This is a genomic window from Desulfurobacterium sp., from assembly GCF_027028515.1.
Classification (GTDB): Bacteria; Aquificota; Aquificia; order Desulfurobacteriales; family Desulfurobacteriaceae; genus Desulfurobacterium_A.
In genome coordinates this window covers 17,752-43,836 of sequence record NZ_JALVIW010000013.1, presented here as the reverse complement: position 1 = coordinate 43,836, position 26,085 = coordinate 17,752, and the positions used below count along the sequence as shown (strand labels likewise).

Genomic DNA, 26,085 nt, shown 5'->3' with positions numbered 1-26,085 from the left:
ATATCACCGTCCATCACAGCGTTTATGTTTGATGTTTCTATGCCCGTTCTGTGGTCTTTCACCATCTGGTACGGCTGGAAAACGTAGGAGCGTATCTGGTTACCCCAAGATATCTCTTTGTGCTCCCCTTTTGCCTGGGCCAATTTTTCCTCTCTCTTCCTCATCTCAAGTTCAAAGAGTCTTGCCTTCAGTATTTTCATCGCTCTCATTCTGTTCTGTATCTGTGAACGTTCACTCTGACATGTAACGACAATACCTGTCGGTAGATGGGTTATTCTAACGGCTGAGTCTGTTTTGTTAACGTGCTGTCCACCTGCGCCTGATGCCCTGTATGTGTCAATTCTCAGGTCTTCGTCTCTTATTTCTACCTCTATATCATCCTCAATTTCTGGAACAACTATAACGCCACAGAACGATGTGTGCCTTCTTGCATTTGAGTCAAACGGGGAAATCCTCACAAGTCTGTGAGTGCCGTGTTCAGCTTTTAAAAGTCCGTAAGCATAAGGTCCTTTTATCGCGATGGTGGCACTCTTTATTCCTGCTTCTTCATTTTCTTGAAGATCTATAATTTCTGTTTCAAATCCCTTTTTCTCCGCCCACCTTAGATACATTCTCATGAGCATACCTGCCCAGTCACAGCTTTCTGTTCCACCGGCGCCGGCATGTATTGTAACAATGGCATTGTTTTTGTCCATCTCTCCCGAAAGGAGTGTTTTCACCTCGAGGTTACTTAGTTTCTTCTTGAGTTTTTTAATTGTCTCCTCAGCTTCTTCAAGGAGACTTTCGTCGTTTTCTTCTTCAGCCATCTCAAAGAGAACTTCGATGTCCTCAATATCAGTTTCAAGGTTCTGCCACATTTTTATTTCAGACTCTATGCGGTTTCTTTCTTGAGAGATTTTTTGAGCCTTTTCCCTATCATTCCAGAAGTCGGAGGCAGACATCTCTTTTTCAATTCTTTTTAGTTTTTCTTCTTCCTTAGCCAGGTCAAAAATACCCCCGGAGTTCGTTATATTTATCCTTAACCTTTCCGTATTCTTCTTTAAGTTCTTGAAGCTTTTCAATAAGCATAATACCTCCCTGCTTTAACATTTTCACAGTTAAATTAGTGTTTGGAGCAGATTTTTCAAGTTTTTTCTGAATATCCTTTCGTCTCTATTTTGGTGAGAGTCATCGTCAGACGGTCAATATCTTCAGTATCTTTTTCATCTATTATATGAAGACTAAGTATTATGCCAAGTTCCTCTTCAAGTTTTCTCATCCTGGCCTTAATGTCAGCATCTTTCAAGCTTTTATCAATAAAGACAACAAAGTTATCGCCTGAATATCTTATTATGGCAATAGGGTTAAAGGTTTTTTCAAGAAGCTCTTTTAGTCTTTTAAGTATGGTATCCCCGTAATCCCAACCCTTTTCAAGGTTAAGTTCTCTTAGTTTCAGAACGTCAACGGTAATGATTTTAAAAGGTGTGTTGCTTTCCTTTAAATTGTTGAACAGGAAGAATAAATAGTTTCTGTTAAACGCGTCAGTAAGAGAATCTCTAAAGAAGTAGTCAAGTCTCCGTCTTTCAATTTCTGACAGACTTTTAAAGTCTTGACTTTTCATAATGATAGGGGTTTCTTCTTTAAATATTGGTATTGCAGCATGAACTACATCCGAATCATACTTCTTACCTGCAAGATTTATGAGTTCTTTTATGGCCATTTCTTTAGGCATTCCCTTCCTGTATATTCTGTCGCTTATCATCGCGTCGAAAGAGTCAGCAACGGCTATAATACGTGCAGCAAGCGGTATTTCCCTGCCCTTCAGCCCTTCAGGATAACCTGAACCGTCAATTCTTTCATGGTGATATTTTATGCTGTCGATTACCGGTTTCAGAGGTTTTATATCTTTTAAAAGTTCATAACTCAGTACCGGATGTAGCTTGATAATTTCAAACTCTTTATTTGTAAGTTTACCCGGTTTTAAAAGAATGCTGTCAGGGATTCCTATTTTTCCAATGTCGTGTAAGAGTGCCGCCATGTATATTTCTTCGATAAGCTTTTCATTTAGTCCCATGTTCTTTGCTATTTCTTTAGAATAAAATGCAACTCTTTCAGAATGGCCTCTTGTGTAAGAATCCCTGATTTCTATACCTCTTACCATTGATTTTATCGTTGATTCAAGGAGTTCTTTTTCTTCCTTTATCTTCTCTTCGAGAGATTCTATTAATTCTTTAAGTTCGGCAGCTACTGCAATGGATTTTGCAATGTTCTTTAAATATACTTTTTCATCTTCATTTAAAGGGGTGGTATCTTTTCTGAAAAATATTATGTACCCGTTGTTTTTTGCAAACGTAGAAAGCGGAAACCCGATTAAATACTTTATTCCAAGCTGCCTTTCAGATTCACTCAGATAGTTAAGTTTACTGTGGGTTAGCTCTATCTCTTTTTTAACAGTATTCATATAGCTTTCTATTCCTTCAAGCTGATCGGGGATTACTTTTTTTGTTTTTTTGTCGTTTTTAGTTATTATTTTTGTTTCTATAAATTTTCTTTTGGGCAGTCCGATAATTACACCGTCTATTTCATTAGCTTTTATTAATTTTCTCATTAATTCTACAAATTCACCGTTAAAACCCTTACCGGCAGTTAAAAGATGAATAAATTGATACATAATATCCTCTTTTTGAATTTTGTCTTTTATGTTTTCTATCATCTCATTTATTTTTCTTCTTATCCCGCTGAATTCATCAGTGCCTGAAAGTGGAAGGACTGATAACTTTCCGCTTGAGATTTTTTCAATATCATTTTTTATTTGTCTTAAGGGCTTTAAATACAAGCCTCTTATTGTTAGCAATAGCGCTACCTGGAAAAGAAGAACAGTAATAAATTCAGCCATACTTATTCTTGCTGCAAGAACAGAGGTTTCATTCTCTATCTTTTCTCTGTCCAATTCTACGGCAACAGGAACAGCACCATCAGGAAAAATGAATTTTTTATATATAATTATTTGGGCCCCTTTTTTTATTACTTTCATTTGCACACTAGGAGGTTTAAAAGGCAGTTTACCTACAAAAATCTTTTTTATACACGGTATCTCTCTTAGTATTTCCGGACGTAAATCTTTTTTACTTTTTAGAATTAGTGCTTTAGATTCAAAATCAGCCTCAACTAAGTGAATAATCCTATTTTCCATAAAATATTTGATGCTCTTTTTAACAAGTATAAAAGAAAGCATACTTATCATTATTGATATTGCAAGAGACACTATTAACAAAATCCGGTATTTTGTTATTTCTATCTGTTCAAGTTGCTTTTTCATAATTGTACTGCACCCCAGTTACATACAATTTCCAAAAGTAATATCAGTTCGCTCTTTCATTCTATTTTTGTATAAAATATACTTAATAGCTAAAGGATCATACATATAAGTTACTCCATCTTCCCACAGCAGAAGTATGTTTTTCAGGTTTTCCTTTTCTGCTGCTTCACTGTTCTTTCTTATACAAAGCAAATAAGAAATCCTTCCTATCTTCCGAATTACCTGAAAGCCAGGCAAAGGTGTTTTAAAATAGATATTATTTTTTTTGATGAGATCGCTGAAAGAATCTAAAAATATGGTATTTCTACCAGCAAAATTTCTGCATAGCGGTGTATTCAAAGCATAAAAATAGCCATCAGAAAACTGCTTATTTTTAATTAACTTATACACAGCTGGTTTTTTTTCTCCGACAGTACAAACTTTAATCCAGCTGTTATCCACTTTCCTTATAAAGTTATATGTCACGTTGTCAATTATAATAACATTATATTTGCTGAGATTTAGCAATCTTATAAAATCTGCAGTATTTTCTACATAACTTAGATTTATGATTGTATTTTTTATATTTAATTTTCCGTAAGCTTTTTCAGCATAAAAAGGCAGCAGTATATATTCATTTTCAGCAAGGATATTTATTTGTGTATACTCTTTACAACCATAAAATAAGATCAGAATAGAAAATGCTACCATTATTATTATTATAATAATTAGACCGCCCCTTAAAACTTTAACCATAAACACCCTTTAAAATAAAATTCCTTAAAGGCACTCTACTAAGATATCAGCAGTGTGTTTACAAGAGATATTACTTTTTGCCTTTTCAAGCCCCTCTGCAATATTCATAATGCAACCCGGACATTCAGTTATTACATTGTCGGCGCTGGTTGCTATTATGTTTAGCGTTTTTCTTTTCTGTATCCTGTCAGAAACCGCCGGGTGGAGCATTTTAAAGGATCCTCCCATTCCGCAGCAGTTATCTGATTCTTCCATTTCGACGTACATTATACCATTTATTGATTCAAATATTTTCTTAGGTGTATCTTTAGGTATGTTCTGTCCTCTAACGATGTGGCACGGATGATGCCAGGTTACTTTTAAGGGCTTTTTAGCCCGCCAGTTTTTAATAATGTCAATGTTTTCGGCTACGATTTCCAAAAACTGAAACACAGGCTTGTTTAATTCACCATAGTTATGTTTAAGGTTGTGGCAGCAGGTTGCACAGCCGGTTACTATTCCATCTGCTTCTATATCGTTAAGCACTTCTACGTTTTTCTTTTTAAGTTCTTCAAAACCTTTTCTATCACCGGCATGGAGAGATGGTGCACCACAACAGACTATCTGTGACGGGACAAATACGTCGTAACCAAGGTGATTAAGAACTTTTACTATGTTTTTCGAAGTTTTGACATAGGCTCTGCTGAACATACATCCCGGGAAGTATATAAGTTTTCCTTTTTTTTCCGATTTAGATGGAAAAAGTTTATCTTTATAATTAAATTTTCCCTCTTTTATTGCTGGAATTACTGCTGTACCTTTACCGAGTACCGAAAATTTGCTTACGACATTTTGAGGGCTGTTTGACGGCCTGAACAAGAGATAAGATAGCCTTGAGAAACTTCCAGCACTGTCAAAAAGTTTTTCGTTTTTAAGCAAGGTTGTCACTAATTTTTCCTGAGGGAATAGACCAAATTTTTCAGTAGCGGCTTCTCTCGCCTTGAGGATTATTTCTTCATAAGGAACATCCATTGCACATATTTCCTGGCATCTTAAACAGGTTGTACACTTTTTAAACAGGAGAGCGGCTTCTTTATCTAACTTTCCATATCCTTTCTGTATCATATCTATGAGAGAAATTTTACCCCTTGATACAGAAGGCTCTTCTTTTGTTTCGTTAAATACAGGACAGACGTTTCTGCATGAACCGCAGCGAACGCATCTATCAAGCCATTCCTGCTTTATCTGAAGGAACTTTTTATCCATAAAACTCCTCTTTATAGTTAAAGCTCAACAAAATCGGCTTTGAATATTGGTCCATCAACGCAGACTCTTTTGTATCCTTCCTTAGTTTTTATAACACATCCAAGGCAGCTTCCAACACCACAGGCCATTCTTGTATCAAGGGATAAAAGACAGTCTGCGTTGTGGATTCCTGCTTTTTCCTGAACAGCTTTAAGCATTCCTGTAGGACCACAGGCTATCCATCTGAAGTCTTTAAATTCTTCTAAAACGTCGGTAACCAGACCTTTCTTTCCTTTAGAGCCGTCTTCTGTTACAACGATGCATGGTATCTTGTACTTTTCTATGAAAGGTAGTGCAGAGAGGTCTTCCTCTCTCCTTCCGCCGTAAACCACAACAACCTCTTTACCCTTTTGGTAAAATCTTTTGGCTGCTAAAAAGAGGCCTCCAATACCTATTCCACCTGCTATGAACAGGTACTTTTGAGCTGTCTCTTCTATGTAATTACCAAGAGGAAGAATTACATCTATTTCATTTTTTGCATTTGTTAAAAGCCTTGTTCCTCTACCGACAACTCTGTAGATAAAACTCGCCACGTTATCTTCAACATCAAATATGCCAAGAGGCCTTCTAAGTAAAGGATCAAGCTGTGTTTCATCTCTAACCTGAACCATGGCAAATTGCCCGGGCTTTATCTTTCGTATTTCACTTTCTGAAAGTTGAACAGATATAACAAAGTCTTTTTCAGACAGCTGTCTGTTTTCTATTACTTTTGCTCTCATTACTCTTCCTTGGGGCAGATTTTCCCTTCAGCTATTTCAAGTAGAGCGATTACTGTTTTTTTGTGTTTTTCACCTTTAATGTCAACGCCGAACGTGTAAGAGTCCTGTTCGTAGAGGTAACGGGCCCTTTTTGCTGCTACGTGGACAGTTTTGTAATAGTTGCCTACCTTTTTAACAACCGTTTCAAGTGGAATTCTCTTTGACATTTTAAGCCTCCATCAGCCGATTTACAGGATAGTAATTTATAGAAAAAGTAGAAATAATTCTACCCTATTTTTCTGCCATTTAAATTTTGTAAGCATTAGCACTTATGGTAAAATATTATTCTAATATTATATTTGAGAGGTTTGTTGTGAGATTTAAGCCTTCTAAACCTTATACAGTTGGTCTTGAACTTGAAGTTCAGCTTGTAGATTCATTTACATTTGAGTTGACGGAGAAATCTTCCGTTATTTTTGAGAAGGCTTCAAGGAAGCTCTCTTCAGTTCTCCACAAGGAATTTCTTCAGTCTATGATTGAGCTCGTTTCACCACCCTCTTCCTCTTCAAAAGAGGCAACAGATATTATCAGAGAAGCGTACGAAGAAGTGAAGCAGATAGGAGAAAGAGAAGGATTCCATCCACTTTTACTGGGAACGCATCCGTTTGCCGATCCATGTGAGATAAGGATTACCAGGGATAAGCGGTATGAGAGATTACTAAAAGAATTCCAGATAGTTTTAAAGAACTTTTTGATATTTGGACTTCATATTCATATAGGTGTTGAAACAGAAAAGCAGCTCTGGGAAGCTTACAACATGACGCTTAAGTACCTTCCCCTGTTTATAGCCCTTTCCTCTTCGTCACCTTTTTACAAGGGAAGGTTTACAGGGCTTCATAGTTATAGGCTTAAGATTTTTGAGCAACTACCGAGAGCGGGTGTTCCAGAGCAGTTTTTCTCAACGGAAGAGTTTGAAAGAATGTTTAACATCCTTAAAATTGCCGGGTTTGTTGATAGTTTAAAGGATATCTGGTGGGATGTAAGGCCGAGACCCGATTTCGGGACAATAGAGCTCAGGGTTTGTGATTCCATTCCCGACTTTAACAGGATAGAGGCTGTTGCTGACTTCTTTAGATTGCTCGTGGCCTGGTCAAAAGATAAAAAAGTGGAACGCTTTTACCATCAAATTGTCAGGCAGAACAGGTGGAATGCTGTCAGGCATGGTCTTGATGGAATGTTCATTGATTTAGATGGAGTGGAAAACATAAACAGTAAGATTCATGGACTTGTTGAAGAGTTTGATAGGGAAGGATTGATAGAGAGGCTTGGAATAAGGGCTGATAATCTATACAATATCTTCAGCAGATATCCGATTTCCTATAAGATGATTGAAGCTTATAGGAATGGTGTATCTATCAGGAAGATTGCAAGATTTGGGTTGGTTGAATGAAAGGAATTATTGCTGCCGGTGACAGGTTGACTGCTGAAGCCGGTATTGAGATTCTTAAGAAAGGTGGTAATGCTTTTGATGCTGTAGTTGCGGCCGTTTTTGCGTCTTATATGGCAGAGCCTGCCCTTACAAGTCCTGCAGGCGGCGGTTTTCTCCTTGCCGTTGAAACTGACAAAGAACCTGTTGTTTACGACTTTTTTGTAGATGTTCCACCTTACAGAGAAGAGAATCCTGATTTCTTCAAGATAACGGTCGATTTCGGTGATGCCCTTCAGGATTTTCACATCGGTTGTGGTGCCGTTGCTGTCCCCGGTAACGTCGCAGGTCTTTTAAGGGTTCATAAAGAAAAGGGGAAACTTCCTTTAGGGGAAGTTTTAAGACCGGCAATCAGATATGCTACTGAAGGAATAAAACTTTCACCTCTTCAGGCCTCCTTTGTAAAACTCCTTTCACCGATTTTCACCGCCACTGAGGATTCAAGGAAGATTTTTGCCCCTGATGGAAAACTTATTGATGAGAGGACCACTTTCAGGAATCCTCAATACGGAGAGTTTTTAAAATTAATAGAGGAAAAGGGACAGTGGGCTTTTTACGAAGGGGAAATAGCCGATAGAATTGATGAACTTTCCGTAAAGCATCATGGTCACATAAGAAAGGAAGACCTTAAAAGGTATAAAGTGGTAGAAAGAGAACCTTTAAAATTTGATTTCAAAGGTTTTAAAGTTTTAACAAACCCACCCCCCTTTCCCGGAGGGATACTGATTGCTTTCACGCTTAAACTCCTTGAAAATGAAGACCTTGGTTGTTTTGGTTCTAAAAGGCACCTCCTGAAGTTAATTAAATCTATGGAGGAGACTCAAAAGTTTAGAGAAGTCTTTGTCGATGAGGGTATTTCAGGAGATTTTTATAAGTTTTTGAGAGAGGATTTTCTATCAGAATATAGAGAAAATCTTAACCGTTTTGGTAATACGACCCATATAAGTGTAATTGATGGTGATGGTAACGCCGCTTCAATTACAACGACAAACGGTGAAGGTTCCGGGTACATTATTCCTGAAACAGGGGTTATATTGAACAATATGCTGGGTGAGGAGGATTTGAATCCCAAAGGGTTCTTTAAATGGCCCTCCTATGTAAGACTTCCATCAATGATGTCGCCGACTGTTGTCCTTGAGGATGAGGAACCAAGACTTGTTCTTGGTAGCGCGGGTAGCAACAGGATAAGGAGTGCCATTGTTAACGTTATTCTCAACTGTATCGTTTTTGGACTGGATATAAAGGAAGCGGTAAAATCGCCGAGAGTTCACTATGAAAAGGGAACTGTTTTTGTAGAGCCAGGGTTTGAAGCTAAAGTTATTGGTAAATTAAAAGAGATTTATCCTGAACTGGTGGAGTTTTCCTCGTTGAACCTCTTTTTTGGTGGTGTTCAGGCAGTGAACGGTAAGTTTGAAGGGGCTGGTGATCCAAGAAGGGGTGGTGTTGTTTTAAGGGTTTAATTAATTTTTGTCAATATCAGATTTTGCCTCTACAACATACTCTTCCGTCAGCCACTTGTGGAGGTCTGCCAATTTACACTTTTTACTGCAGAAAGGACGGAATGGGTTGTTTTCCCATTCCGTTTCTTTTCCGCATATAGGACATTTTATCTTTTTTAATTTCTTTTTCATCAAAAATCAAACAGCTCCTGGTATTCTTTTCTTCCCATTTCGTAAAGGTCGTTGCCGTATATGTCGTTTACGACAAAAGCGGGAAAATCTTCAACAACCAATCTTCTAACAGCTTCAGGTCCTAAATCTTCGTAAGCTATAATTTCTGCAGATTTTACGCACCTTGCAAGGTATGCAGCAGCTCCACCTATTGCTCCAAAATAGATACCTTTGTATTTCTGAATGGCCTCTTTTACGGCCTTGTCTCTTTTTCCTTTTCCTATCATTCCTTTAAGTCCCCACTCAAGCATTTTAGGGGCAAAGGGATCCATCCTGTAGCTTGTTGTAGGTCCTACAGAACCTATAGGCATTCCTGGTTTGGCCGGAGCCGGACCAGCATAGTAGATTATCTGTCCCTTTATATCAAACGGTGGTTTTTCGCCTTTTTCAACAGTTTCTACTATCCTTTTATGAGCAGCATCTCTTGCAGTATATATTACTCCCGAAATCAGAACGAAGTCTCCGGCTTTAAGGTTTTCTATTACGGAATTGTCAATAATTGGTGTTGTTATCCTTTTAGGTTCCATTTTTACCTCCATACCTCAGATATTAAGATTAGAAAACGACTTGCTAATTAATTATAAACGACGAAGGATTTTAAAGCAAAGGTTTTTGTTATTGTCTAACAAGTTTCAAGTTTAAAATTTATTTCTAATGGTGCTTAGTAACTGTTTCCGTTTTTGTTATACTATTTGTAGTTTTTAAATTTCTGCTTATGGTATAATTCCCATCCGCAAATTAAATTTATGTAGAAGAGGCAGTTGATATGGCTGTTTATTATCATGATGTTGTAATTCTCGGGACAGGGCTTGCTGGTTTAAGAGCGGCTCTTGAAATTTTGAGAAAGACAGAAGATGGCGTTTCTGTGGGTCTTGTTTCAAAGGTTCAGTTGATGAGGGCTCACTCTGTATGTGCTGAAGGTGGAACTGCAGCAGTTTTATCATCTGAAGATAGTTTTGAAAAACACGAATACGATACGGTAAAGGGAAGCGACTTTCTCGCTGACCAGGATGCCGTTGAGGTGTTTGTCGAAAACTGTCCAGGGGAGATCTACTTCCTTGACCACCTCGGATGTCCCTGGTCCAGAACGAAAGATGGCAAAATAGCCCAGAGACCTTTCGGCGGTCATTCTTATCCACGGGCGACCTATGCAAGTGATAAGACTGGATTTTTTGAAATGCAAACGCTTTATGATAATCTTTTGAGGTTTTCAAACTACACCCGCTATGACGAGTATTTTATCTATGATATTTTTGAAAATAACGGTGCTTATGTTCTTGCTGCCTATAAATTGAAAACCGGCGAGGTCGATTTTATCGTTGGTAATCAGCTTGTTCTTGCCACCGGTGGTTCCGGATGTATCTATTCGTTTACAACTTACTCTGATAGTTCTACAGGTGACGGGCTTGCTTACGCCTTGAGAATGGGACTTCCGCTTGAGGATATGGAGTTTATCCAGTTCCACCCGACCGGTCTTATTCCTTCAGGAATTCTCATGTCTGAGGCGGCCAGAGGTGAAGGCGGACATCTCCTTAACAAGGATGGTGAAAGGTTTATGAAGTATTACGCACCGACAGCCATGGAACTTGCCCCAAGAGATATCGTTTCCCGTTCAATTTTTGAGGAGATCAAAAAGGGCAGAGCTTTTGAAAAGGATGGTTTAAGTTATGTTCTCCTTGACCTTACACATCTTGGTGAGGAAAAAGTAAAACACAGGCTTCACCTTATCAGGGAAGTCTGTATGAAGTTTTTAGGAATAGATCCTGTAAACGAACCTATTCCCATTAGGCCTGCTGCCCACTATTCTATGGGTGGTATAGCCGCTAATGTTTACGGCGTCACGGAAAAGCCTGGTGTCTATGCAGTAGGCGAGAATGCCAATGCTGGAATTCACGGTTCAAACAGGCTTGGAACCAACTCTACGGCAGAGTGTCTTGTATGTGGTAGACTCTGTGGTGAAAAAGTCGTTGAAAATCTCAAAGAGTTTTCAGGTAAAAAGGAGCTGAGTGAATCTCTCCTTAAGGAAAAGGAAAAGATGCTCTTTTCTCATATAGGCTCTGGTTCTAACGTTTCCGTTTATGCCTTGAGAAAGAGATTAAAAGAAACGATGGATAGGTTTGTAGGTATTGAAAGAAATCAGGAAGAGCTTGAAAAGGCACTTGAAGAGATAAGAAAGATAAAAGAAGAGGCGAAAAGTGCTAAGGTTTTAAATACATCAAAGGTTTACAATCTTGAGCTTGTAAACTATCAGGAACTTCTAAACATGGTAGATGTTGCTGAGGTTATTACCCTTTCAGCCCTTAACAGGAAAGAGTCAAGAGGGGCTCACTTTAGAACAGATTATCCTTCAAGGGACGATGAGAATTACTTAAAGCATACGCTTGTCAGGAAAGAAGGTGAAGAGCTTAAAATCTCTTACAGAAATGTAAGGGTTACAAAATACAAACCAGTGGAAAGGAAGTACTGATGATGGTGATGGAAGAAAAGTTATCAAAAGCGCACAGGATTACAGGTATTTATCTATTTATCTACATGATTGTCCATGTGCTTTCAAAAGGACCTGTCTGTTTCTTTGCTGACTGGACGGCCGTTTTCGCCTTTGCATTCCATGCCTTTAACGGTATGAGGTTGATAATACTCGAACTTGGATTTTTAATTGGAAAGCCCGCCTTCATAGAGTATCCTTACTCTCCCGTTTCTATTAAGTATTCAAGGTTACTCTTTTACATCTTTATGGCGCTTGCCGTTTTATTCCTTACCGTTGTTATCATTGGAAAGGGGATGACATCATGAGAAGTGAAAGACTCTTTTACGCACTCTACCTTAGTGCTGCAGTTTTTGTATTTTTCTTCTTTATAGTACACAACCTTATGATGCATATTAAACCTCTTAAAGAGGCACTTCATCCACATACACCTTACTTTATATACGTTCTTGATTTCTCCATTCTTGTTATGCTCTATCACGGTCTTTACGGTCTAAGATCAATTGTTGTTGAGAAAAAGGGATACAGCAAAGGTGTTGACCTATTTTTTGCCGTTGTTGGTGTCGTTCTTGCAGTCATCCTCATAGCGGCAAAGCACAAGGTTATTTGAGAGGGAGTTTGAAATGGCAGAGTACACGTTTACTATTAGAAGGTTTGATCCGGCAGAAGATAAAGAACCTTACGAAAAGGTCTATAAAGTTCCGAAGCTTGCAAGTATTGTGACGATACTGGACGCTCTTAATTATATAAAGGAGAACATTGACTCTTCTCTTTCATATCGCCATTCCTGTAGAATGGCTATTTGTGGTTCATGTGCTGTAAGGGTAAATGGTAAGCCTGCTCTTGCGTGTATTACGAAGATCGTTCATCTTGGTACGGATTCCATAAAACTTGAACCACTTGCCAAATATCCTGTGATAAAGGATCTTGTTGTTGATCTTGAGCCATTTTTTGAGAAGCATAAAGCTGTTAAACCATTTTTGATAAACAAAAAAGAAAATATTTCAACTATTGAACCGGATTCTGCATTAAAGCAGACACCGGAAGAGCTGGAACTTTATCTTCAGTTTGCTTACTGTATTAAATGCGGAAGTTGTTACAGTGTTTGTATGGGAACGCCCGATCTTTCAGAAGGTTTTAAGAAAGGGTTCCTTGGTCCTCAGGCACTTGCGCAGGCTTACAGGTACTCTTTTGATTCAAGAGATGACGGATTTGAAGAGAGGCTTGATGTGGTAGCTTCGCCGGAAGGTGTTTTCAGGTGCCATTTTGCGGCAAGCTGTTCTGCCGTATGTGGAAAAGGTTGCGATCCGGCTCTGGCACTGCAGCTTTTAAGGAGAGCTGTTCTTTTTGGCAAGAAGCATTAATTCTGATTATATTTAGTAATATATTACAATGGAATTTTGCAGGTGCCAGTTTTAAAAGGAATTGAATGATGAAAAGGCGCGATTTTCTAAAAGTTATAACGCTAGGGGGTCTGTTTTCTATTCCATTCTTTGATGTTGCAGAGGCAAGGAGATACATTCCTTATATTAAACGCCTGAGGCACTCTTCCTCGTCGAAACGGGTTAGAATCGTTTTAGATTTAAGTGGCAAAGTTGATAAAAAGCGCATTTCAGATTACATAAAACATAACTATCTAGTTTTTATTGTTAAAGGTTTGAGAACAAATAGGAAGAAATACAGGATATATAGTGAATTTGCCAAGTATGTCGAGCTCATTCCTCTTACAAGAAGCAAGACGAAAATAAGAATAAAACTTGATGCGCCCCACAGGTATAAAATATTTGCTTTAAAAGCAAGGCATCATAAGCCTTTTCGCCCTTTTCGCCTTGTCATTGATATTTTTCCCGATTTTGTCTCTTCTAATTGTAAACCGAGGTTTGGTAAGAGAATAGTCGTTATTGATCCCGGGCACGGCGGAAAGGATCCTGGAGCTGTGTGGCCTATTCACTGGAGGCATCCAAAGTACAAAGAGAAGTACATTACACTTGCCATTGCAAGGAAAGTTAAACGCATTCTTGAGACAGACCCGAGCATTACAGTAATAATGACGCGTAACAGGGATGTTTTTGTTCCGCTTTTAAGGAGGGCTGAAATAGCGGCGAAAGCATGTGCAGACGCATTTGTAAGCATTCATGCTGACTCTATACCAAGCCACCCAAACTGTAGCGGAGTTACCGTTTTCAAGGCATCGCCCACGCTCTTTGCAAAGGCTGAGGACACAGCTGAGGAAATTGCCAAAAATGTCAAATTGTGTTCCGATACGATGTGCTGGAGCATCACACCGGTCATTGTTTCCCTATCAAGTACCGTTACTTTCGTGGAGAGTGGGCGTCTGGCAGAGTCTATTGTAAAGAGGCTTAAGGCTAACACAAATGAGAATATCGTCAAAGGTATTAAAGATATGAAACGTAATATTCTTGTTCTTAAAACACCGGGGCGTCCTGCTGTGTTGATAGAGACAGGTTTCATGACAAATAGGAAAGATAGGCACAGACTCGTTCAGAGTAAGTACCAGTGGGAGATAGCCCGTGGAATAGCCGAGGGCATAAAAGATTATCTCCATTCCCTTGATAAGGTTGCTATGTACTGATTATCCCTTCCTTTCGAGTATCAATAGTCCGTCACCTACTGGAATTATTGATGCTGTAAACCCCGGATATTCTTTCACGTGTTTTAAAAATGTTTTCAGCAGTTTTACGCTTCTTCTGTATTTTTCAGGGTATCTGCCGCATACGTAACCTCTAAAAAGAACGTTATCAAAAACAGCAATGCCGTTGTTTTTCAGGAGAGTCTGAATTTTAAAATTCATAAATATGTATTCTGACTTCATTGAGTCAACGAAGATAAAATCAAACTGCTTTCCTTCGGCAATGAAATTACTTATCACGTTGAAAGCATCGTCATAGATTAAGTTTACAAAGAATCCTGATTTCTGTATGAACTCTTTTGCAATTTGCACTCTTTCACCGTTAAAGTCAACTGAAGTAATTCTGGATCTTCCGTTCAGGGCAAACAGCATTGAAAGTGTACTGTATCCAATTCCTGTTCCTATCTCTAAAACCTCTTCAGGTTGTTTTGTTCTACATATGATCTGGAGAAACCGTGCTGCTGAGGGGAGGAGTATGGGAACTTTATTTTCAGAAGCAAAGGTTTCTATCTCTTTAAGGAGAAACTCTCTTTCGTTAAATTGGCTGGTAAAATCTTCTATGTCAGGCGGAACTATTTCGCTACGATTTTGCCACCTCTCTTTAAGGTAGGAGGTTTCGTGATTTTTTTTATTTCCGATACCCATTTTTACCACCGAAACATCGTGAATTTAAGTGCTTTCCGTTTTGAGGGTTTTGAAAACAGGATACTTGAAAACCTTGAGAAAATTTTAACAGAAAGGGACATTCTTTACCACTTGGGCGATTTTACCTGGCACGGAAAAGATAAAAAAGGTTTTCTAAAAAGATGGCAGGCGCTTCCGTGCAGAAAAGTACTTGTAAAGGGAAATCACGATGAGGTCACATCTTCCGTTCTGCCCATTTACTTTGACGAGATTATTCCGTTTTTTAAAATACTTGACATCAGAGGAAAAAGGCTTTTACTTAGTCACTATCCTGCCCTTGATTTGAGAAAAAAGAGGCGGTACATAGATAGAATTCGCAGGGTAAGATGGCTTTTTGATTTTTACAGGTGTGACTACCTTGTTCACGGACATGTTCACAGGAATTTGGCAGGAATACACTGCGGCTGCTTTCTTTACGGAATAAAATGTTTTAACGTTAATCTGGAATTTACCGGTTATCGTCCCGTTTCGGTAGAGGAGGTGATAAAGCTTGCTTGACCTGGGTATTTTAAAATTAAGGGATTCTCTGCTTGACGTCATCCGATTGTTCTTCCGGGAGAGAAAGTTTATAGAGGTAGATACACCCGTACTTGTCCCCTATGAAAATCCCGATGATAACGTAGATAATGTAAGGGCTGTTTTTAAAGATTTTTCAGGGAAAAGGCACCGGTTTTTTCTCCATACATCTCCAGAATTTTTTATGAAAAGGCTCGTATGGCATGGATGTGAGAGAATTTTTCAAATCTGTAAAGTTTTCAGAGACGGTGAAACAGGTGATTTGCACAATGTAGAGTTTACGATGGTTGAGTGGTATAGAGTAGGCGGCAATTACAGTGACGGTATGGAAGAGACTGAAAGTATAGTAAAAGCGGTATTTGAAAAGGGAAAGGAGCTTGGCTTTAATCCCGATTTCTCCCTTGATTTTGAGAAAATGACTGTTGAAGAGGCATTTAGAGAATTTGCAGGTGTTGACGTCTTTGACGAAGATGCAGTTAAAAGAAAAGTCAATTTAGACAGTTACGAAGATGCCTTTTTCTTTCTCCTTGTTGATAAGGTTGAGAAGGGACTTTCCCGTATAAACAGTCCCGTTTTTCTCCACAATTACCCTGAAAGGTTTTCTGCCATGGCAAAAGTTAAAAACGGCAAAGCTGAAAGATTTGAGCTTTACATAAAGGGTGTTGAAATCGCCAATGGATACTCTGAACTTACCGACTACAATTCTTATCTCGGTAAGTTTTTAAAAAAAGGAGTTAAGGCGGTGGATAAAGGTTTTCTCCGTCTCTTAAAAGACAGACCTCTGCCTGAATCTGAAGGTGTTGCACTTGGATTTGATAGACTTTTAATGAAGGTTGCAGGAAAGGAAAGCATAAAAGAGGTTATTCCATTTACAGCAGCTGAACTTATCGGGGAGGTGTCTTTTGGAAAAGCTGATTGAAAAGGCTTCTGTTTTATTGGAGGCTCTTCCTTACATAAAACGTTTTTACGGTAAGACAGTGGTCATAAAGTACGGTGGTAACGCAATGGTGAAGGAGGAGCTAAAGAGGAGTTTTGCCAAAGATATTGTTCTATTGAAGTACATTGGGATAAATCCTGTTATCGTTCATGGTGGTGGCCCTCAGATAGGAGAGTTTCTTAAAAGGTTAAACATAGAAACAAGGTTCGTCGGTGGAATGAGGGTTACAGACAGAGAGACTATGAACATTGTTGAGATGGTTCTTGTAGGGAAGGTTAACAAGGAAATAGTGAAGCTTATAAATTCCCACGGTGGCAATGCAGTAGGACTTTCTGGAAAGGATGGAAACTTTATTGTTGCAAGAAAGATGGATTCAAAAAAGTACCTTTCAGAGGTTAAGTCCTCTGAAGTTGCAGACCTTGGGTTTGTTGGAGAGGTCGAAAAGGTCAATCCGGAAATTGTACTTAAGCTTCTCGAGTCAAAGTTCATCCCGGTAATAGCGCCTGTAGGTGCTGGTAAGGATTTTGAGGCTTATAACATAAATGCAGATATAGTGGCAGGAGAAGTTGCGGCAGCACTTCAGGCGGAAAAATTGATAATGCTTACCAATATAGAGGGAATAAAGGATAAAAATGGAAATCTGATTTCAACGCTTTCAAAGGATGACATACCACCACTCATAGAGGACGGTACTATCTCGGGCGGTATGATTCCTAAAGTTAGAGCATGTCAGATTGCACTTGCGGCAGGTGTTAAAAAGGCTCATATAATAGATGGAAGGATTATTCATGCCGTTTTGCTTGAAATATTTACAAGGGAAGGTATAGGAACGGAGATTTCCTGAGGGGGGCTTATGATTGCTTCTGTATGTCCAAATCCCTGTCTTGATGTTTATTACTATACAACGGTTTTGATAGAAGATGACACAAACAGGGTAGAAAATCCCTATTTAAGCCCCGGTGGAAAAGGACTTAATGCAGCAAGGGTTATAAGCAGACTTGGTACATCACCCCATCTGATTACGACGATAGGTGGTTGTGTTGGTGAGTGCATAATGAGAGGACTTGAGGAGGAATCTGTCCCGTTTGAGTATGTAAAGATAGAGGGTGAAAGTAGGGTAAATACAATTCTTGAACAGAGAGGGAAAAAGAGTCATGTTCTCATAGCCTGTCGAGGACCTGTTCTCAATGAGAAGGAGATAAAAGAGCTTGAAGATAGAATATGCAGTCATTCGCCGGATTTCCTGATTTTAGGCGGAAGTGTCCCACCCGGGCTTCCTGATGACTTCTATGCAAAGGTTATAAAGCACTTTAAAAAGGAAGGGTGTAACGTTCTTGTTGATGCGGATGATAAGCTTTTAAGGAAGGCGATAATGGCACTGCCTTTTGCTATCAAACCTAATAGGCACGAGCTTGAGAGACTTGTCGGCAGACCTTTATTTGATTTTAATGACATTGTTAAAGCGTCTAAAGAAATTGTAACTCAGGGTGTTGAGGTGGTTATAACTTCTCTTGGCAGGTATGGTGCCGTTGCTGTCACGGAAGAAAAAGTCATAAGGGTTGTTCCACCTGAAGTTAAGGTTGTCAATACAGTTGGTGCTGGCGATTCTGTTGTCGGTGGTTTTATCTATGCACTTGATAAAGGTGAAAATCTTGCAGAAGCAGTAGCTTTTGCAGTTTCGTGTGGAACTGCAACGGTTATGAGAGAAGGGCCAAAACTTTGCACACCGGACGATGTTTACGATATCTATGAAAGGGTAGTTATTTCGTATCTTGATTAGTGGCGGGCCCGGGAGGATTCGAACCTCCGACCTACGGATTAGAAGTCCGTTGCTCTATCCAGCTGAGCTACGGGCCCCGGTGGAAGAAAATGGTCGGGGCAGCCCGATTTGAACGGGCGGCCTCGTGCTCCCAAGGCACGCGCTCTAACCAAGCTGAGCTATGCCCCGAATTGACAGAGGTAAATATAGGAAATGTTCCTTCCTTTGGCAAGTCAATGTACGGGTTCAATACATGGTGATACTTTCCTTTTTGTAATGTTAAAACGTTATTTTTCTAAAGTTCAAAGCCACAGAATTTTTTCACCTTCTATCAGGCTACCAAACGTTTCCCTTTCCCTTATAACCTTAAAATCTCTGTTAGAGACAAGAACTTCAGGCGGTCTAACTCTGGAATTGTAGTTTGAAGCCATTGAAAACCCATACGCTCCAGCACTTAAAATCGCAAGGATATCCCCCTGCTCACACCTTCCCACTCTCCTGTCCTTTGCAAAAATATCACCGGTTTCACAGACAGGACCCACAACATCCACAATTTCCACAGTTTCCTTCTTCTCTACAGGAACAATGTGGTGATAGGCATCGTAAAGAGAAGGTCTCATACAGTCGTTCATTGCAGCATCAACGATGTAAAATGTTTTTCCTTCTTTCCTCTTAACGTACAGAATCTCTGTAAGAAGAAGACCTGAATTACCGGAAATCCTCCTTCCCGGTTCTAAAATCAACTTACAATCAAGCTCTTTTACAAAAGGAACAATCATCTCGGCAAGAGAGGAAGCAGCAGGCGGTTTTTCTTCCGGATGATAGTTTATCCCAAGACCTCCACCTGCATCAAAATATTCAATATCAAGACCTTTATCCCTTAAAGCCTTAACTAAATCTGCCACCTTTGACGAAGCTTCTTTAAATGGAGAAACATCAAGTATCTGAGAACCTATGTGGAAGTGAATGCCAACAGGCTCTATCCATCTCATCTCTTTAGCTTTCATGTAAACATCAAAAGCTTCACCGTAGTCAATACCAAACTTACTTGTTCTCAATCCGGTTGAGATATAAGGATGAGTCTTCGGGTCAACATCAGGATTCACCCTAACAGCTATCTTTGCCTTCTTTCCAATTTTTTCTGCCACCCTATTAAGTGTTTCTAATTCCTGACGAGATTCAACGTTAAACATAAGTATTCCGCAAGAGAGAGCGTATTCCATTTCATCTCTTCTCTTCCCAACACCTGCGAAAACAATTTTTTCCGATGGTATTCCAGCATTAACAGCACGGAATATCTCACCAGCTGAAACGGTATCAGCACCTGCTCCCATCTCTGCAAGAAGTTTAAGAATAGCAATGTTTGAACAAGACTTAACGGCAAAAGCAGTAAGATGTTCAACATCACCAAATGCAGAATCAAACTCATTAAACCAATAGGAAAAAGCAGCTTTACTGTAAACATAAGCAGGTGTCCCTATCTTTTTAGCTACCGCCTGAACATCAACATCCTCAACAAAAAGTCTTCTGCCTCTATATCCTATAAACGGGAAAATCTCTTCCATGATAACCTCCAGAATTTTGTAAAGGCTATTTTACACTTTGTTTAAAAGTTACCCCATTTAAGCCAAGAATAGTTTCTGTATATGGAAAAATGTAATCTGCTACAAGTGTTGAATTCCTGAACTTCTGTCCCTCTCCAGATAGAAAGTAAGAACTGTTTAAGTCTTTTCCAGAAATCTTTTCAGTAACACCGTAAAGGTAAAATTGATTAAACAGGAGAAAAACAAGAAAAGCTGAGAAAACAAAGAAAACATACTTTACATCAAGTTCGAAAATCAAAATCACAAACACGATAAAAGAAACAATAAATATGATTGTAAAGGGTACAGAAACATGAATAACGCCGGGATGTAAAACTTTAAAAAGCCATTTCACAAAGACTATCAAAATCTCTCCAGCCTTTTCCGTCAAAGCGGTTAAAAACTTAATCTTAAATAGCGTAACTTCCGAAAGAAAACAAAGCAGAAGAAAAAGCGTGAAAAGAGGTGTTATAACAAACACAGAAATTGGCGAAAGAAGATTTACCGTTTTAAATCTAAAAACAACATAAGGAAGTGTAAATAAAAAAGGAAAGAGCACCAGAAAAATCTTCTTCTTAAAACCATCTGACTGCATGGCGGCAAAAATTCCCAAAGCACCAAGGAAAGAAAGTATAAAACCTGCAGAAATGGAAAAAAAGAGAGTCATCAAAAAGGCAGTCAAGACAGTTATATAGACGTAGTCAACCCTCCTGCCGTGGATTTTCAGAAAAACGGCAAAAAGGATAAAAAGGTAAGCCCTAACAGCAGAAACGGGAAATCCTGTAAAAGGCATTAAAAGAGTAAAAATAAAAATCGCTCTTTTAAGAGAAAACATCCTGAAGAGCTTTAGCCAGACCGCTATGAATCCAAAAACGACAGCAACATGAAGACCAGATATGGCAAGCAGCGGATAAATTCCCGTCAGTGCCATGTAAGCTTTAATGCTCTCAGGAAGGTTGTATCTAACGCCAAGAGTAACTGCCTCCACAAGGGAAGAGACGGGATAATCCAAGGAAGTTTCAGCACGCTGAGACAGGGCAAATCGAGCCCTCTCAAAGAAAGAAGAAAGCCCTCCTTTTTCAACAACACTTCCGTCCTTTTCAGAAACTACATCACCGACAGAAACAGAATCAAAAACAGGTAAATACCTGCCATCCGTTAAAAGTGCAACTTTTCTTTCTCCGCTTTCAAAAATCCACTTAACTTTCGGAACGAAAGGGGATGAAAAGAGCGAGAGAAAATAAACAAACAGTGAAACGAAAACGGCTGTGATCAGGATCTCTTTAATACCGTACTTTGAAGTGTAAACAATAAAAACAACACCTATGAAAGGAACTAAAAACAACGCTTTCAATTTTATAGCTACTGACAGAAGAAAAAGGAAAAGAACGAAAAGCGTATGCCTACTTACTTTCAAAGAACGCCTCGTATTTCTTTTTCATTTCAGAAGTATAGATTCTATTTTTCTTATCCTCATATATGACAAGGGGTGGGAGAACTTCCATGCCCTTTCCACCACCCTTTCTTGCCTCCAAAAGAAACAGATTGGCCTTTTCTTCCCGTGAAGGTTGTATAAATCTTATTCTCTTAGGCTCAAGATTTTTACTGCGGCAGAAAAAGATTGTATCCACAAATCTTTCAACAGGACAGACCAGATAAAATCGCCCCTTCCACTTTAAAAGGTAAGCCGCTGCCTCTATAAAGTCTTTTAACGTACCCTCAATCTCATGTCTTGCTATTGCTTTATAGTTATCCGGATTTATCAATCCCCTCCTCACTTCTTTAAAAGGAGGATTTGTAACAACAACATCAAACCTTTCCGCGGGGAAACAGCTCCTAACATCCTTTACATTAAGACAGAAGACATCAAGTTTATTCGTAAAACCATTAACTTCCGCGTTCAGTTTTGTAAGTTCCACATACTCTTTAACAACGTCAACTGCTGCACCTGTAATATCTTCGTACTTTTCAAGCAAAAGCAGAGGAATAACGCCGCTGCCGGTTCCAAGGTCTATAAAACGTTCACCGGGGTGACAACGGACAAAATCGGCAAGCAAAAAGGTGTCCGTCCCAAAACGAAACCCTCTCCTCTTCTGATATATAACAAGCGATTCTTTTAAAAAAGTTGTCCTGTCTAACCCGGAAATGTCAATCACAACTAACCCGAAAGAGATTTAAGAACAACATAACCTATAACAAGAATGGCAAGGGTAACAAGAACTATGCCACCGTAAGATGGCTTATAACCGCTAACGATATCTTCCCAGTTTTCAGGAAGTTTACCTTTATCAACACGCTTCCCTACCTCTTCAAGAAGATTTTTAAAGTTTTCTACAGAATCATCAATTAAATAACCATCCTTATTTCCGGTAACAATAAACAGGAATGTCCGACGGCGGGAAGAGAACCCAACGGATTCAATGTCGCTCCACTTAACGAAACCGCTCTTAAAAAGATCCCTTATCTCTATCCCTTCCTCAGAAATAACAACTTCACGCTTCAAAAGTGCCACCAACCTTAAAAGAACGGGAACAACCAGAACCGCAAGAACGAAAAAGTTGATGTTCACACCATATTTCACAGCAACAGATACGAGGAAAACCACATATAATAATGTCAAAACAGCATAAGCAGCAATATAGAGGGGTAAACTTCTAAATCTTCTCATTACTTCTCCATTATAGCCTTAACGGTAACTTCAAATCTTTCAAGGCCTTTCTTAATGTTCTCCATCGATGTTGCGTAAGAAAACCTCATATACCCGGGATAACCAAATGCTGAACCCGGAACAGCTGCAATTTTTGCATTTTCAAGGAGGAAATCTGCAAATTCAAAATCATCCTTGAAGCCACCTTTTTCAATTACCTCCTTAACATTTGGAAAGGCATAAAAAGCCCCTTTTGGCATTGTGCACCTAACACCGGGAACTGAATTTAACCTTTCAACCATGTAACGTCTTCTTTCATCAAAAGCTTTAAGCCAATCGTTTAGGAAATCCTGAGGCCCCTTAAGAGCGGCGACTCCAGCTTTCTGCGCTATTGCGTTAACATTTGAAATAGACTGAGAATTTATCTTTATCATAGAAGAAATTATTTCCTCAGGACCGGCAGCGTAACCTACTCTCCAGCCTGTCATTGAATAGGCCTTTGAAAGGGCGTTTATCGTAACAGTAACGTTTTTAATTTCAGGTGAAAGAGAAGCAATGCTTACGTGCTTTTCTCCATCGTAGAGAAGTTTCTCATAACACTCGTCAGAAGCGATTAGTATTCCCCTTTCGGCACAAAATTTTCCTATTTTCTCTAACTCTTCAACAGGAATAACAGCACCTGTAGGATTACTTGGAGAACAGAGAATTAAAAGCTTCGTTCTATCTGTAACAGCTTTTTCCAAAAGCTCAACTGTAAAGACAAAACCGTTCTTTTCAGATGTTTCAACGAAAACGGGTTTTCCGCCAGCAAACTTAACCTGTTCGGGATAGGTTACCCAGTAAGGTGCAGGAATAATGACTTCATCTCCCTCCTCTATAACAGAAAGCATAAGTGAAAAAAGGGCAAACTTTGCACCGTCGGTTATAACAACTTGTGAAGGGGAATAATCTATACCGTTATCCAATTTCAATTTTTCAGCAACGGCCTCCCTCAACTCAGGAATACCAGCAGCAGGCGTATATCTTGTAAAACCTTCATTCATGGCTTTTATTGCTGCCTCTTTTATATGTGACGGCGTTTCAAAATCCGGCTCTCCTGCACCAAAACCAATAACATCAATACCTTTTCTTCTCATCTCCTTTGCCTTGGCAGTAATTGCCATTGTAGGTGAAGGACTCATATTAACAACACGTCGTGAAAGTTTTACCATTCTTATCCTCCAGATAATTAAATTGGAACATTCCTAAAGAAAATTATAACTTATATTTATTAACCACAGGGCAGGGGAGAAAAGGAAATTGAAAGGCGGGGAAACACCCCGCTTATCGTCAAAGTTCTATCTCTTTATGTCTTGAAGCGTGACACTGAATATTAACGGCAACAGGTAGAGAAGCTATGTGACATGGATACCATTCTATTTTAACATCAAGCGCTGTAACCGTCCCACCAAATCCGGCCGGTCCTATTCCTAACTTATTTATCTTTTCAAGGAGTTCCTCTTCCAGCGCTGCATATCTTGGATCGGGATTTCTGTCACCTATCGGTCTCATAAGAGATTTTTTTGCAAGATAGGCCACTTTTTCAAACGTTCCACCAATACCGACACCAACAATTATTGGTGGGCACGGATTGGGCCCAGCTTCACTTACTGTTTCAAGGACAAACCTCTTAACACCTTCTACACCATCAGCCGGTTTAAGCATCGCAAGACGGCTCATATTTTCACTTCCACCACCCTTAGCAGCCATCTTAATCTTCAACTTATCACCTGAAACAATTGAGTAGTGAATAATTGGTGGCGTATTGTCTCCCGTGTTTTTCCTGTCAAAAAGCGGATCTGTAACGATGGACTTCCTCAGGTAACCTTCCGTATAACCTTCGGCAACACCTTCTTTTATTGCCTCGTTTATATCACCACCAACAATCCTGACATCCTGTCCTATTTCAATAAAGAGAACGGCAAATCCAGTATCCTGACAGTAGGGAATTTTCTTCTCCGAAGCTATGGCAGCATTTTCCTTCAGAATTTCAAAAACGTTTCTTCCAACAGATGATTTCTCTTCTTTTATCCCTCTGTCAAAGGATGCAAGAACATCCTTCGGAAGATAGTAATTAACATCCATACAGAGATTCTTAACCGCTTCCCTTATTCTATCAACATGAATTTCTCTCATCTCTCCATCTCCTAAAGAGGAAGTTTATCAACAAGGTTCTTAACAGACTCAACAGATTTCCTCCATTGAGCCCATTCTTCGTCAGAAAGTTCCAGCTTTATAACCTTCTCCACACCATTCTTACCAAGAACAACAGGCACGCCAACACAAAGACCTTCAGCACCGTAATACTCTCCTGCATCACCTTCAAGATAGACACTGCAGGAAATAATCTTCCTCTTATTCCAGAGAATTGATACTGCCATATCAAGGATGGAAGCAGCTGGCGCGTAAAAAGCACTTCCCCTTTTAAGCAGCGAAACTATTTCACCACCGGCAAACCTTGTTCTGTCAACAAGTTTGTCAAGCTCTTCATCGGAAAGGAAATACTTAACAGGAATACCGCTAACCGTTGTATATCTTCTAAGAGGAACCATGTCGTCACCATGGCTTCCTATAACAAAAGCCCTTATGTTTTCAACGGATATTCCTGTCTTTTCCGAAAGGAAATAAGCAAAACGGGCAGCGTCAAGAGCTCCAGCCATTCCCATAACTCTGTGAGACGGAAATCCTGATACTTTGAGTGCCGTATATGTCATAGCATCAAGAGGATTCGTAACAACGATAATGAACGCTTCCGGAGAGTACTTTTTAATCTGTTCCGTTACACTCTTAACAACCTGAAAGTTTTTAAAAAGAAGGTCATCCCTGCTCATACCTGGCTTTCTTGGAAAACCGGCCGTTATTACGACAAGGTCAGAATTTGCAGTATCTTCGTAATTTCCAGTTCCTATAACTCTTGAGTTAAAGCCTAGAATCGGAGAAGCCTCCATAATATCAAGAGCTTTCCCTTTTGCAATTCCTTCATCGATGTCAATAAGATACACATCGGCAACTTCTCTCCTGGCAAGAAGAAGTGCAAGAGTAGCACCTATGTTTCCGGCTCCAACTATTGTTATTTTTTTTCTTTCCAATTTTCGCCTCCTGAAAGTGTAATTTATGAAACGGAAGGGATAGTTATTTTATCACATCAGAACTAAGCCTCTTCTTTCCCAGACACATTAAGAATCAACATAACCGTTCCTATAAAGACAGCAATATCGGCAACATTAAAAGCAGGCCAGTGATACTTCCCCACGTGAAAGTCAAGAAAATCCACGACCGTTCCGTAGACAATTCTATCATAGAGATTACCAAGTGCACCGCCAAGAATAAGAGACAAAGAAATTTTTAAATACAGAGGATACTCTTTTTTTGTCAAAAGAAGATAAATTAGAGCCACTATAATAACAGCCGGAAAAGCGATAAGCATCAAAAATCTGCCAGCACCCGTTGACGATGAAAAAATACTAAAAGCGGCACCTTTGTTCTCCGCAAATACAAGGCTAAAAAAACCAGGAATAACAGTAACAACCTTCCCTTTCAAAAATTTCATAGCGAATATTTTGGTTATCCTATCAATAATAAAAACTGCACTAACAACCAAAAAAGGGATCAAA

The 26,085-nt window shown here is 39.3% G+C and carries 27 protein-coding genes, 2 tRNA genes and 1 pseudogene; 11 read left to right on the top strand and 19 right to left on the bottom strand.

Annotation, left to right across the window (positions count from 1 at the left end):
* The 6 genes and pseudogenes from prfB to rpoZ form a co-directional block, all read right to left on the bottom strand.
* Positions 1-1,068 (bottom strand): annotated as a pseudogene (gene prfB / locus MV676_RS01730) (peptide chain release factor 2); the annotation flags it as partial.
* Positions 1,069-1,123: 55 nt separating this feature from the next.
* Positions 1,124-3,298 (bottom strand): HD domain-containing phosphohydrolase, encoded by a 2,175-nt coding sequence (locus MV676_RS01725; RefSeq protein ID WP_297444707.1) that lies wholly within the window; start codon positions 3,296-3,298, stop codon positions 1,124-1,126.
* Positions 3,299-3,316: 18 nt separating this feature from the next.
* Complete coding sequence (locus tag MV676_RS01720; RefSeq protein WP_297444705.1) at positions 3,317-4,033, bottom strand: hypothetical protein; 717 nt, start codon at positions 4,031-4,033, stop codon at positions 3,317-3,319.
* Positions 4,034-4,057: 24 nt separating this feature from the next.
* On the bottom strand, positions 4,058-5,278 hold the full coding sequence (locus tag MV676_RS01715) for a (Fe-S)-binding protein (protein WP_297444703.1): 1,221 nt from the start codon (positions 5,276-5,278) through the stop codon (positions 4,058-4,060).
* A gap of 17 nt (positions 5,279-5,295) precedes the next feature.
* Positions 5,296-6,036 (bottom strand): dihydroorotate dehydrogenase electron transfer subunit, encoded by a 741-nt coding sequence (locus MV676_RS01710; protein WP_297444701.1) that lies wholly within the window; start codon positions 6,034-6,036, stop codon positions 5,296-5,298.
* Positions 6,036-6,242 carry a DNA-directed RNA polymerase subunit omega gene (gene rpoZ, locus MV676_RS01705; RefSeq protein ID WP_022847223.1) on the bottom strand — a complete coding sequence of 69 codons (207 nt, stop codon included), beginning with the start codon at positions 6,240-6,242 and terminating at the stop codon, positions 6,036-6,038. The genes MV676_RS01710 and rpoZ overlap by 1 nt, the downstream gene beginning before the upstream one ends.
* Before the next feature lie 146 nt (positions 6,243-6,388).
* Here rpoZ and MV676_RS01700 point away from each other — a divergent pair, with 146 nt between their 5' ends.
* Together MV676_RS01700 and MV676_RS01695 are read left to right on the top strand one after the other, a co-directional pair.
* Positions 6,389-7,465, top strand: a complete 1,077-nt coding sequence (locus MV676_RS01700; RefSeq protein WP_297444699.1) for a YbdK family carboxylate-amine ligase — start codon at positions 6,389-6,391, stop codon at positions 7,463-7,465.
* Positions 7,462-8,961, top strand: a complete 1,500-nt coding sequence (locus MV676_RS01695; protein ID WP_297444696.1) for a gamma-glutamyltransferase — start codon at positions 7,462-7,464, stop codon at positions 8,959-8,961. Before MV676_RS01700 ends, MV676_RS01695 begins: the two co-directional genes overlap by 4 nt.
* On the opposite strand, the gene yacG is transcribed toward MV676_RS01695, so the two are convergent.
* Together yacG and MV676_RS01685 are read right to left on the bottom strand one after the other, a co-directional pair.
* A complete protein-coding gene (yacG, locus tag MV676_RS01690) occupies positions 8,962-9,132 on the bottom strand; it encodes a DNA gyrase inhibitor YacG (protein WP_297444694.1) in 171 nt (56 codons plus the stop codon).
* Positions 9,132-9,698 (bottom strand): Fe-S-containing hydro-lyase, encoded by a 567-nt coding sequence (locus tag MV676_RS01685; RefSeq protein WP_297444692.1) that lies wholly within the window; start codon positions 9,696-9,698, stop codon positions 9,132-9,134. Before MV676_RS01685 ends, yacG begins: the two co-directional genes overlap by 1 nt.
* 239 nt (positions 9,699-9,937) lie before the next feature.
* Between MV676_RS01685 and MV676_RS01680 the strand changes: the two genes are divergently transcribed.
* The 5 genes from MV676_RS01680 (at position 9,938) to MV676_RS01660 (ending at position 14,249) form a co-directional block, all read left to right on the top strand.
* Positions 9,938-11,638, top strand: coding sequence for an FAD-binding protein (locus MV676_RS01680; protein WP_297444690.1), 1,701 nt, complete (start codon positions 9,938-9,940; stop codon positions 11,636-11,638).
* Positions 11,638-11,964 carry a hypothetical protein gene (locus MV676_RS01675; RefSeq protein ID WP_022847229.1) on the top strand — a complete coding sequence of 109 codons (327 nt, stop codon included), beginning with the start codon at positions 11,638-11,640 and terminating at the stop codon, positions 11,962-11,964. The genes MV676_RS01680 and MV676_RS01675 overlap by 1 nt, the downstream gene beginning before the upstream one ends.
* Positions 11,961-12,266, top strand: a complete 306-nt coding sequence (locus tag MV676_RS01670; protein ID WP_297444686.1) for a hypothetical protein — start codon at positions 11,961-11,963, stop codon at positions 12,264-12,266. The genes MV676_RS01675 and MV676_RS01670 overlap by 4 nt, the downstream gene beginning before the upstream one ends.
* A 13-nt stretch (positions 12,267-12,279) precedes the next feature.
* Entirely contained in the window at positions 12,280-13,020 is a 741-nt protein-coding gene (locus MV676_RS01665) for a succinate dehydrogenase iron-sulfur subunit (protein ID WP_297444685.1), read from the top strand.
* Positions 13,021-13,085: 65 nt separating this feature from the next.
* Positions 13,086-14,249, top strand: a complete 1,164-nt coding sequence (locus MV676_RS01660; protein WP_297444682.1) for an N-acetylmuramoyl-L-alanine amidase — start codon at positions 13,086-13,088, stop codon at positions 14,247-14,249.
* Here MV676_RS01660 and MV676_RS01655 read toward each other — a convergent pair whose 3' ends face one another.
* Positions 14,250-14,951 carry an O-methyltransferase gene (locus MV676_RS01655; RefSeq protein ID WP_297444679.1) on the bottom strand — a complete coding sequence of 234 codons (702 nt, stop codon included), beginning with the start codon at positions 14,949-14,951 and terminating at the stop codon, positions 14,250-14,252.
* Here MV676_RS01655 and MV676_RS01650 point away from each other — a divergent pair.
* From MV676_RS01650 to MV676_RS01635, 4 genes are read left to right on the top strand one after another with little or no spacing between them, the layout of a single operon-like run.
* On the top strand, positions 14,925-15,488 hold the full coding sequence (locus MV676_RS01650; RefSeq protein ID WP_297444677.1) for a metallophosphoesterase: 564 nt from the start codon (positions 14,925-14,927) through the stop codon (positions 15,486-15,488). The two genes, MV676_RS01655 and MV676_RS01650, sit on opposite strands and share 27 nt — an antisense overlap.
* Complete coding sequence (locus tag MV676_RS01645; protein WP_297444676.1) at positions 15,481-16,425, top strand: amino acid--tRNA ligase-related protein; 945 nt, start codon at positions 15,481-15,483, stop codon at positions 16,423-16,425. The genes MV676_RS01650 and MV676_RS01645 overlap by 8 nt, the downstream gene beginning before the upstream one ends.
* A complete protein-coding gene (gene argB / locus MV676_RS01640; protein ID WP_297444674.1) occupies positions 16,409-17,287 on the top strand; it encodes an acetylglutamate kinase in 879 nt (292 codons plus the stop codon). Before MV676_RS01645 ends, argB begins: the two co-directional genes overlap by 17 nt.
* A gap of 9 nt (positions 17,288-17,296) precedes the next feature.
* On the top strand, positions 17,297-18,223 hold the full coding sequence (locus MV676_RS01635) for a 1-phosphofructokinase family hexose kinase (RefSeq protein WP_297444672.1): 927 nt from the start codon (positions 17,297-17,299) through the stop codon (positions 18,221-18,223).
* Here MV676_RS01635 and MV676_RS01630 read toward each other — a convergent pair.
* From MV676_RS01630 to lspA, 10 genes are all read right to left on the bottom strand, one after another.
* Positions 18,224-18,300: transfer RNA gene (locus MV676_RS01630), tRNA-Arg, on the bottom strand. It lies immediately after the preceding gene.
* Positions 18,301-18,313: 13 nt separating this feature from the next.
* A tRNA-Pro gene (locus MV676_RS01625) sits at positions 18,314-18,391 on the bottom strand.
* A gap of 113 nt (positions 18,392-18,504) precedes the next feature.
* On the bottom strand, positions 18,505-19,767 hold the full coding sequence (gene lysA / locus MV676_RS01620) for a diaminopimelate decarboxylase (RefSeq protein ID WP_297444670.1): 1,263 nt from the start codon (positions 19,765-19,767) through the stop codon (positions 18,505-18,507).
* A 25-nt stretch (positions 19,768-19,792) separates the two neighbouring features.
* Positions 19,793-21,202, bottom strand: a complete 1,410-nt coding sequence (locus MV676_RS01615; RefSeq protein WP_297444668.1) for a ComEC/Rec2 family competence protein — start codon at positions 21,200-21,202, stop codon at positions 19,793-19,795.
* Positions 21,189-21,941 carry a methyltransferase gene (locus MV676_RS01610; protein ID WP_297444666.1) on the bottom strand — a complete coding sequence of 251 codons (753 nt, stop codon included), beginning with the start codon at positions 21,939-21,941 and terminating at the stop codon, positions 21,189-21,191. The genes MV676_RS01615 and MV676_RS01610 overlap by 14 nt, the downstream gene beginning before the upstream one ends.
* Before the next feature lie 2 nt (positions 21,942-21,943).
* On the bottom strand, positions 21,944-22,453 hold the full coding sequence (locus MV676_RS01605) for a PH domain-containing protein (protein WP_297444664.1): 510 nt from the start codon (positions 22,451-22,453) through the stop codon (positions 21,944-21,946).
* Positions 22,453-23,643: a pyridoxal phosphate-dependent aminotransferase gene (locus MV676_RS01600; protein WP_022847242.1), complete on the bottom strand. Its 1,191-nt coding sequence runs from the start codon at positions 23,641-23,643 to the stop codon at positions 22,453-22,455. Before MV676_RS01600 ends, MV676_RS01605 begins: the two co-directional genes overlap by 1 nt.
* Before the next feature lie 118 nt (positions 23,644-23,761).
* Positions 23,762-24,607 (bottom strand): fumarate hydratase, encoded by an 846-nt coding sequence (locus tag MV676_RS01595; RefSeq protein WP_297444661.1) that lies wholly within the window; start codon positions 24,605-24,607, stop codon positions 23,762-23,764.
* An 11-nt stretch (positions 24,608-24,618) separates the two neighbouring features.
* A complete protein-coding gene (gene mdh, locus MV676_RS01590) occupies positions 24,619-25,560 on the bottom strand; it encodes a malate dehydrogenase (protein ID WP_297444659.1) in 942 nt (313 codons plus the stop codon).
* Between the two features lie 62 nt (positions 25,561-25,622).
* The gene (lspA, locus tag MV676_RS01585) at positions 25,623-26,084 is read right to left on the bottom strand and encodes a signal peptidase II (RefSeq protein WP_297444658.1); all 462 of its coding nucleotides are present in this window, start codon (positions 26,082-26,084) and stop codon (positions 25,623-25,625) included.
* Position 26,085 lies beyond the last annotated feature (1 nt).

Excerpts from the sequence above, each read along its gene's own strand:
- MV676_RS01725 (WP_297444707.1), bottom strand. The coding sequence starts at position 3,298 with ATGAAAAAGCAACTTGAACAGATAGAAATAACAAAATACCGGATTTTG.
- MV676_RS01720 (WP_297444705.1), bottom strand. The coding sequence starts at position 4,033 with ATGGTTAAAGTTTTAAGGGGCGGTCTAATTATTATAATAATAATAATG.
- MV676_RS01715 (WP_297444703.1), bottom strand. The coding sequence starts at position 5,278 with ATGGATAAAAAGTTCCTTCAGATAAAGCAGGAATGGCTTGATAGATGC.
- MV676_RS01710 (WP_297444701.1), bottom strand. The coding sequence starts at position 6,036 with ATGAGAGCAAAAGTAATAGAAAACAGACAGCTGTCTGAAAAAGACTTT.
- rpoZ (WP_022847223.1), bottom strand. The coding sequence starts at position 6,242 with ATGTCAAAGAGAATTCCACTTGAAACGGTTGTTAAAAAGGTAGGCAAC.
- MV676_RS01695 (WP_297444696.1), top strand. The coding sequence starts at position 7,462 with ATGAAAGGAATTATTGCTGCCGGTGACAGGTTGACTGCTGAAGCCGGT.
- yacG (WP_297444694.1), bottom strand. The coding sequence starts at position 9,132 with ATGAAAAAGAAATTAAAAAAGATAAAATGTCCTATATGCGGAAAAGAA.
- MV676_RS01685 (WP_297444692.1), bottom strand. The coding sequence starts at position 9,698 with ATGGAACCTAAAAGGATAACAACACCAATTATTGACAATTCCGTAATA.
- MV676_RS01680 (WP_297444690.1), top strand. The coding sequence starts at position 9,938 with ATGGCTGTTTATTATCATGATGTTGTAATTCTCGGGACAGGGCTTGCT.
- MV676_RS01675 (WP_022847229.1), top strand. The coding sequence starts at position 11,638 with ATGATGGTGATGGAAGAAAAGTTATCAAAAGCGCACAGGATTACAGGT.
- MV676_RS01670 (WP_297444686.1), top strand. The coding sequence starts at position 11,961 with ATGAGAAGTGAAAGACTCTTTTACGCACTCTACCTTAGTGCTGCAGTT.
- MV676_RS01665 (WP_297444685.1), top strand. The coding sequence starts at position 12,280 with ATGGCAGAGTACACGTTTACTATTAGAAGGTTTGATCCGGCAGAAGAT.
- MV676_RS01660 (WP_297444682.1), top strand. The coding sequence starts at position 13,086 with ATGATGAAAAGGCGCGATTTTCTAAAAGTTATAACGCTAGGGGGTCTG.
- MV676_RS01655 (WP_297444679.1), bottom strand. The coding sequence starts at position 14,951 with ATGGGTATCGGAAATAAAAAAAATCACGAAACCTCCTACCTTAAAGAG.
- MV676_RS01635 (WP_297444672.1), top strand. The coding sequence starts at position 17,297 with ATGATTGCTTCTGTATGTCCAAATCCCTGTCTTGATGTTTATTACTAT.
- lysA (WP_297444670.1), bottom strand. The coding sequence starts at position 19,767 with ATGGAAGAGATTTTCCCGTTTATAGGATATAGAGGCAGAAGACTTTTT.
- MV676_RS01605 (WP_297444664.1), bottom strand. The coding sequence starts at position 22,453 with ATGAGAAGATTTAGAAGTTTACCCCTCTATATTGCTGCTTATGCTGTT.
- MV676_RS01600 (WP_022847242.1), bottom strand. The coding sequence starts at position 23,643 with ATGGTAAAACTTTCACGACGTGTTGTTAATATGAGTCCTTCACCTACA.
- MV676_RS01595 (WP_297444661.1), bottom strand. The coding sequence starts at position 24,607 with ATGAGAGAAATTCATGTTGATAGAATAAGGGAAGCGGTTAAGAATCTC.